The sequence below is a fragment of the Arthrobacter sp. Hiyo1 genome (assembly GCF_001263615.2).
GTDB lineage: Bacteria > Actinomycetota > Actinomycetes > Actinomycetales > Micrococcaceae > Arthrobacter.
The window spans coordinates 67,569-69,606 of record NZ_DF952471.1 but is presented as its reverse complement, the minus strand read 5'-3'; the positions used below and the strand labels follow the sequence as shown (position 1 = coordinate 69,606).

At 64.6% G+C, this 2,038-nt stretch carries 2 protein-coding genes and 1 pseudogene; all 3 read left to right on the top strand.

Features of this window, described 5'->3' with window-relative positions; translation table 11 throughout:
• Positions 1 to 191, top strand: a pseudogene (locus AHiyo1_RS25565) (hypothetical protein); the annotation flags it as partial.
• A complete protein-coding gene (locus tag AHiyo1_RS11905; protein WP_059388703.1) occupies positions 192 to 1,208 on the top strand; it encodes an NADP-dependent oxidoreductase in 1,017 nt (338 codons plus the stop codon).
• 136 nt (positions 1,209 to 1,344) lie between these two features.
• A partial coding sequence (locus AHiyo1_RS11900) for a serine hydrolase domain-containing protein (RefSeq protein ID WP_253257295.1) occupies positions 1,345 to 2,038 on the top strand: 694 nt, incomplete at its 3' end.

Sequence of the window (2,038 nt, the reverse complement as noted above, 5' to 3'; positions counted from 1 at the left end):
CGGTGACGCTCGGCGACCTTGCCGCCGTCGGGCTGTCTGCCGCGGAGGTGCGGGACGTGATCTTGGAATCGCTCGGCTTGCCGGGAGGGCCGCTTGGCGAGGCCTTGGATGGATTTGATCCGGCCCGATTGCCACACGGGCCATGGATATGGAATGGCATTCAGCAATCAACCCTCCGGAAAGGGGCCTAAGTGCTCGCCTATGTGCTGACCCGCTACGGCGGCGCCGACGCAATGGAGCTGCAGGACGTCCCCAGGCCGGTTGCCGGTCCGGGCGAGGTCCTGGTCAGGGTGTTTGCCGCGGGACTCAATCCCGTGGACTACAAGCAACGTGAAGGTGCAGTTCGGGTGATCACCAGGCCAAGGCTGCCCTTGGTGGCTGGAAGCGAACTGGCCGGGATCGTGGAAGCTGTAGGCCCGGGCGTCACCCGCTTCGCCACGGGAGACCGGGTGTTTGCCCGCGTGGACAAGACCCTGCTGGGCGCTTTTGCCGAACACGCCGCCGTCCACGAGGATTTCGTGGCGCTCATGCCAAGGTCGCTCAGCTACACCGAGGCCGCGAGCCTTCCCTTGGCGGGCCTCACCGCGTTGCAGGCACTGCGCGACGAGCTCGAGATCAAGCCCGGGACCAAGCTGTTCATTTCCGGGGGCGCGGGCGGAGTGGGAACCCTTGCCATCCAGTTGGCCAAGTACTTTGGCGCCGAGGTGACCACCACTGCGTCTCCCCGTGGGGAAGAGTTGGTGCGGCGGCTCGGGGCGGACGCCGTCGTCGACTATACGAAGGAGAACCTGGCCGAAGTGCTTCATGGCTTCGACGCCGCGTTCGACCTCGTAGGCGGGGAGACGCTGGACCAGACGTTCAAGATCCTCAAGCCGGGCGCGAAAGTGGTCAGCATCGCGGGGATGCCCGAACCGCAGACGGCCCTGAAGGACCTTGCGGCCCCGGCCTGGATGACCGCGCTGTTCTGGGCGATCAGCCTCGGAATCCGGAGCCGCGCCCGTGAAGCCAACGTCCGGTACCGCTACCTTTTCATGCACCCCAGTGGCGAAGACTTGAAGTTCCTGTCACGCCTCGTTTCCGAGGGAAAACTGAAACCGGTGGTGGATAGCAGCTATCCGCTCGAAAAGATCGCCGACGCTTTCGCCGCGCTGGAGCAAGGACGCGCCAAGGGCAAGATCGTGGTGACCATGGACACTCGCGGCAGTTAGGGGGCTGAAGGTGGGCCCATTCTGCCGGGTTCCCTGGCCGAGCTAGCGAGGTTAGGGGGCTGAAGGTGGGCCCATTCTGCCGGGTTCCCTGGCCGAGCTAGCGAGGTTAGGGGGCTGAAGGGATTAGGCTGTCCGGGTGGATGCACAGACGATTGCCCCTGGATTCGAACCGGTAGCCGAACTCTTTGGCCGTTTCCTCAGCGAGGACCCGGAATATTCAGCCCAGCTTGCGGCCTACCACCGCGGCGTCAAGGTATTGGACATCAGCGGCGGCCCGCACCGCCGCCCGGATTCGGTAACCGGTGTTTTCTCCTGTTCCAAGGGAGTGTCCGGGCTGGTCATCGCGCTTTTGGTCCAGGACGGCTTCCTGGACCTTGACGCTGAAGTGGTCAAGTACTGGCCGGAATTCGGCGCCGAAGGAAAGGCCACCGTTACCGTGGCCCAGTTGCTCTCCCACCAGGCCGGTCTTCTGGGAGTCGAAGGCGGACTTACCCTCGAGGAATACAACAACTCCGAGCTGGCCGCCGCCAAGCTCGCGCAGATGCGGCCGCTCTGGAAGCCCGGGACCGCATTCGGGTACCACGCCCTGACCATCGGCGTCTTCATGGAGGAGCTTTGCCGAAGGATCACCGGGTCCACCCTCCAGGAAATCTACGAACAACGCATCCGTTCGGTCACGGGCGCCCACTTCTTCCTGGGACTGCCTGAGTCCGAGGAGCCCCGCTATGCCACCCTCCGTTGGGCCGAGGACCCCTCCCAGCCGTGGTTGATCCCGCGAGCCATTTCGGACTTTCGGCCAACTCGGCGGTGGGGGACATCCTTGACCTGCC